Genomic DNA, 4817 nt, shown 5'->3' on the forward strand with positions numbered 1-4817 from the left:
CAGAAAATCGCGCAAAGCCACTCTAAGTCATTGATTCAAAACGAGCCGCCCGCCGGAAATCGCGCAAAACGGCGATTTGGTGTCGAACTCGGGCGGCCAAGGCGTTCGCCCGGCTGCATGGTGAGCTGTTTGCCCCCGTCACGTAGCGCCAGAGTCGAAGCGGCCAGCTCACGGATCCCGAAATTCGCAATCGGGCCGTCGCGGCGTGAGTGAAAACCGTGCAGACGAAAAGATCGAGCACGCGATGGCCCGCGCAACGTCGTGAACCGTCCCGACGAACTGCGTGGCAGCGTCGGTGGCAGCGGCCTGATCTGATTCGCGTCCACATTGAGCCCAGAAACTCGTCAGTGCGAATTGGAGGTCACGGATTCAGGATGTTGATTAATGCTGAGCCTTAGCCCCACCTCGAATCGCCCGGATGGGATGCCTGTCGTAGCGGGCGGCGTCCATGATTGGCCGGGCGAGCAAGCCGCGCAGATCGGAGCGGCGGTTGAAGCGGTACGCGAAGGCGGCGAGATAAGTGCCGGCATGCTTGGCCCAGTCCGGAGAATGATGGACGCCACGCAGATTGGTCTTGAGATTGCCCAGGGTGGTGTTCATCCAGCTGAATTGCGGCAACTCGCGAAGCTCGGTGTGTTCCACTCGATCAACGAGCAAGCCGTCAGCGTTGCTTGGTGGCGCAAGCCTTGGCGCTGGAGCAGCCGCCGGGCGCCACGTCCGACCACGTAGTGATCAGTGCGCTCGCACTGCGGGCAACGAAACCCGTCGGACCGGCGGGCGGCCTTCTGCGCAGCCTCGCACTGCTCCTCGATGCCGAAGGTTGCAATGAATTCAGGCACGGACATGCCGGGCTGGATCTGGACGAAATTGAAGCGCGTGGCGTGCACTTCGGGAGATTTCGAAGTTCAGCCTAAGGGTCAAGTGGCTCATGACATGAGCCTACTGAGGAGCCTTGCTAATCAAAATGCCCATTGGGCTGAAGTTCAACATAGCTCTGGCTACCCGCGACATTTGGATGTTGCAATTGTTATTCGACTTGCGGGTCAGCGATTGTGCACGCGCGTGCTGTTTCATCTTGTTGTAGTTCGCTGAGCGTCACTTTTCCCTTGCTGGGGTGTTTTCGTTTGCAAATCTATCGGCCCATAAACGCTAACCTCCGCCATTCCGAAACCACTCTCACGCACAACGTAATATTCTCCACTGCCACCATTTTTAACGAACACGAGCCGGAGAAAAGATGTATTTCCGGAAATTCCTCCCATGTTAATGGGCCAAACAACCATTGATTCAATCGCGGCTATAGCGATCATCGAGTTGTTTTGCACTTTGACGATTCGTGACAAGTCCGAAGACGAAAAAATCTCTGGATACCCGTTTCTTAGCTCGTCAAGAGCGTCTGCACTTGCGACTTCATGAGAAAACAGTGATAGACTCATAATTAATATGAAAACTGTTGATTTACACGCGCTTAAAAACCGATTCAAAAGGACCTCCATTCGCAGAGTGTTGTCTTTTTGACTGTCGGCGGAAAACACAATTGCTCATGACGCAAAATATTCATTTCAATTGAGCAATCAAAGGTTTTTCCGCATGGCTGCGGCCGAATTGTTTCATGCGGTGTCTAGTGCAATAAATGCTGCTGGCAGCCAAATGGTGGCACTATAAGGTGCCGCCCATTTCGTGGGCAGCACCTAAGAAGGTGCTGCTAGTGCCTACATTGAGACTTGGTACTTCAGCGATTCTGCATCCTTGCTAAATGAGCCCGGATCCCATGTCGGGCTTGGCATCATATTCGTCGTTCCGACATTGGAGAAGTAGCACATCCCGTTTGCGTCAACGATACCATCGCCGATGATCGAAGCAGTGATTGTAGCCCCTCCCATGCTCATGGTGACTGACCCAGTACTATTGTCCCATGATGCGGAAAAAAGTTGTCCATCGATAGAGGCGGAAAATGCACTTTGGCCTTCCATTACATTGGTAATGTTGTAGCCGTTAAACATATACCCTCCGGACACTTTTGATGCTTCTGAAATATCCAAATTCCTCATAAAATCCTCATTTTACATAATTAACCAAACACCGACGACTCCTGGATGGTGCCGGAGGTGAAAAATGTTTTTGTGCTATCGATAAAGTTAACCCAATAAACTCTCCCCTTGCAATTATTTAGGTTGCGTGCGCAGAAGGCTCCTCGCCTGCTGTGCATCGGATCTCATCTGCTCTAATTGGACTTCGGTTCTTCGCCAACATTTTTTTTGCCACCTGCTACTGCCAATGCAGGCTCGAGTAACCATTCCCACACCTTCCGGCTTTCTTGGCGGATATCTGCGTCTAGGCTCATCCCCGCAGCAAGTGGGGTTTGTTTATCGTAGGTATTGATGCTCTGAGCGAATAGCCGAACAGTAATTCGATACATCGGCTCATTCGCTTGGGCAGCCGTAAGGAGCGCTTGACTCTGACCTACAGGCAAGTCCTGTGGCGCGATCGGACTCCGACTAACGGCGACTACGTCGCCCCGTGCCATACCGAATTTCTGGTAAGGGAAGGCGGCATAGCGCAGGTAGACCGCCTGACCCTTCTGCACGAAGCCCGCGGTCCGGCTTGGGGCAAAAAGCTGGGCTTGTAGCTCGGCCAGATTCGAGTTGCCATTCTTCGGGCTGGGCATTAAGCTGGCAACGGTCTGCCCAGCCTGTACAGCTTGGCCCGTATTGAGCGTAAGCGCACTAACCCGCGCAGCTTGCGGTGCGGTGAGCGTCAGGCCGTTGCGACTATCATTTTCTGTGACCTCCTGATCCAGCGCGGCAAGGGCACGCGCCAGTTGCGTGAGCGTCGTCTTGGCTTGCGTTTCAGCGGAGAGCTTGTCTGCCTTGGTCGTTTCCAAGTCGCGCCACAGACCTTGAAGGCTGCGTTCCGCGCTGCGTTGACGCAGCTGTAAGTCGAGTAAGTCCTCTTGCTTAGCTTGGACTTGCGCGGCGGCAACGAAGCCACCCTTGGCTAAATCCTGCTGCCGCTCTAGACTTTTCACGGCAAGTTGCACGCGCAGTCGAGAGGTTTCAAGTTCAGACTGCGCTTGTCGTTCCTCCGCCTGGAGGTTCTGCAAGCGTTGGGCAATTGACTCTTGACGTTGGCGTAGGCCCTGTTCGGTCAGCCTATGCTCGGTGCTCAGGCTATCGCGACGGGCTTGTAGTGCTTGGGCATTGATTGCGGCTGCGTCGCCCGTAGCGGTGATGCGATCATTGCGCAGCCGAGCAATTGGTTGTCCGGCTTCAACAATGTCGCCCTCTTGCACCAGCACTTGCGCCAACACGCCAGCCTGCGGTGCACTGATGTTGATGAGCCCGCCAACGGGTAGCAGCACTCCAGGCACGGTTGCTTTGCGAGCGACCTCACCCCAGTAGGCAAAGGCGACCAAAGCAGCCGCCATGGCGAGCGACGTCGTCGTCACAAGGGTAAAGCTCAGAGGACGACCAATGCGGATCGTGCCAAGGAATTGATCGCGCTGCGCTTCCAGCACCTCTTCGCGAAACAACGACTGAGTCAAGTCTGCTCCCCTCCAAGCCGCTCAATAACTGTGTTAGTGACTCGCCTGCCAAAGGTCGACTTTTCTGTCGCCTGTCCGCCTGACCTAACTTACCTAGCAAGTGTTGTGACTCTAGCTCCTCATGATGGATGGTTTAGCTGGCGACCGATGCGGAAAATTCACCAAGACTAAGGCGACGGGGAAACACTGCGTATTTCGGCGAACGTGAACCGCCCCGGGTTTCGAGGAGGCTCAACACTCTGAGAGGATTGAGCCATGAGCAAGTCGAACAAGTTCTCGCCCGAGGTGCGTGAGCGTGCGGTGAGGATGGTGCAGGAGCACCGAGGGGAGTACCCGTCGTTGTGGGCGGCTATCGAGTCCATCGCGCCCAAGATCGGCTGTGTGCCGCAGACGCTGAACGAATGGGTCAAGCGCGCTGAGGTCGATGCTGGCGTGCGCGAGGGCGTGACGACCAGCGAGGCGCAGCGCGTGAAGGACCTCGAACGCGAGGTGCGCGAACTGCGCAAGGCCAATGAGATTCTGAAGCTGGCCAGCGCTTTTTTCGCCCAGGCGGAGCTCGACCGCCGCATCAAGTCCTGAAGGCCTTCGTCGACCGGCATCGCCAGCAGTTCGGGGTCGAGTCGATCTGTCGCGTCATGCAGATCGCCCCGTCGGCGTACTGGCGCCATGCGGCCCGTCAGCACAACCCTGCACTGTGCTCGCGTCGCGCGCAGCGCGATGCGAGCCAGGTGCCTCAGGTCCAGCGCGTGTGGCAGGCCAACATGCAGGTCTATGGCGCCGACAAGGTCTGGCGCCAGCTCAACCGCGAGGGCGTGGCGGTAGCGCGCTGCACCGTCGAACGGTTGATGCGCCAGGAGGGCCTGCAGGGCGTGCGTCGAGGCAAGGCGGTGCGCACCACGATCCCTGACCCCAAGGCGCCATGCCCGCTGGACCGGGTCAACCGGCAGTTCCGTGCCGAACGGCCCACCAGCTCTGGGTCTCGGACTTTACCTACGTCTCGACCTGGCAGGGCTGGGTCTACGTGGCGTTCGTGGTGGACGTGTTCAGCCGGCGCATCGTGGGCTGGCGCCAGAGCAGTTCGATGCACACAGAGTTCGTGCTCGACGCGCTGGAGCAAGCGCTGTACGACCGCAAACCGTCTGACGACGGCAGCCTGACGCCGTGTCTTGGAGCATTGTGGCCATCTTCCCTCGCGCGCGCGTGCGAGGGAATGCTGTATTGCGCCAATGGACAGCGGCGCAACATCCGGCGTCGAATCCCCGGCGCATCAGTT

5 protein-coding genes, 1 pseudogene and 1 other annotated feature are annotated in these 4817 nt (G+C 57.1%); of the genes and pseudogenes, 1 reads left to right on the forward strand and 5 read right to left on the reverse strand.

Annotation, left to right across the window (positions count from 1 at the left end; all coding sequences use genetic code 11):
- Positions 1 to 381: 381 nt before the first annotated feature.
- The 5 genes from EV671_RS28085 to EV671_RS26305 all read right to left on the reverse strand — a co-directional run bounded on the left by EV671_RS28085 (position 382) and on the right by EV671_RS26305 (position 3544).
- Complete coding sequence (locus EV671_RS28085; protein WP_478221781.1) at positions 382 to 642, reverse strand: transposase; 261 nt, start codon at positions 640 to 642, stop codon at positions 382 to 384.
- A complete protein-coding gene (locus tag EV671_RS28090; RefSeq protein ID WP_415840569.1) occupies positions 597 to 887 on the reverse strand; it encodes a hypothetical protein in 291 nt (96 codons plus the stop codon). Before EV671_RS28090 ends, EV671_RS28085 begins: the two co-directional genes overlap by 46 nt.
- 183 nt (positions 888 to 1070) lie before the next feature.
- The gene (locus EV671_RS26295; protein WP_132576859.1) at positions 1071 to 1535 is read right to left on the reverse strand and encodes a hypothetical protein; all 465 of its coding nucleotides are present in this window, start codon (positions 1533 to 1535) and stop codon (positions 1071 to 1073) included.
- Positions 1536 to 1712: 177 nt separating this feature from the next.
- Positions 1713 to 2051, reverse strand: a complete 339-nt coding sequence (locus tag EV671_RS26300) for a hypothetical protein (RefSeq protein ID WP_132576860.1) — start codon at positions 2049 to 2051, stop codon at positions 1713 to 1715.
- Between the two features lie 173 nt (positions 2052 to 2224).
- Positions 2225 to 3544 carry an HlyD family secretion protein gene (locus EV671_RS26305; RefSeq protein WP_132576861.1) on the reverse strand — a complete coding sequence of 440 codons (1320 nt, stop codon included), beginning with the start codon at positions 3542 to 3544 and terminating at the stop codon, positions 2225 to 2227.
- A gap of 255 nt (positions 3545 to 3799) precedes the next feature.
- Here EV671_RS26305 and EV671_RS26310 point away from each other — a divergent pair.
- Positions 3800 to 4700, forward strand: a pseudogene (locus tag EV671_RS26310) (IS3 family transposase); the annotation flags it as partial.
- Positions 4078 to 4194, forward strand: a sequence feature (AL1L pseudoknot). Its footprint overlaps the pseudogene before it by 117 nt.
- Positions 4701 to 4817 lie beyond the last annotated feature (117 nt).

The organism is Roseateles saccharophilus, from assembly GCF_004342485.1.
GTDB lineage: Bacteria > Pseudomonadota > Gammaproteobacteria > Burkholderiales > Burkholderiaceae_C > Pelomonas > Pelomonas saccharophila.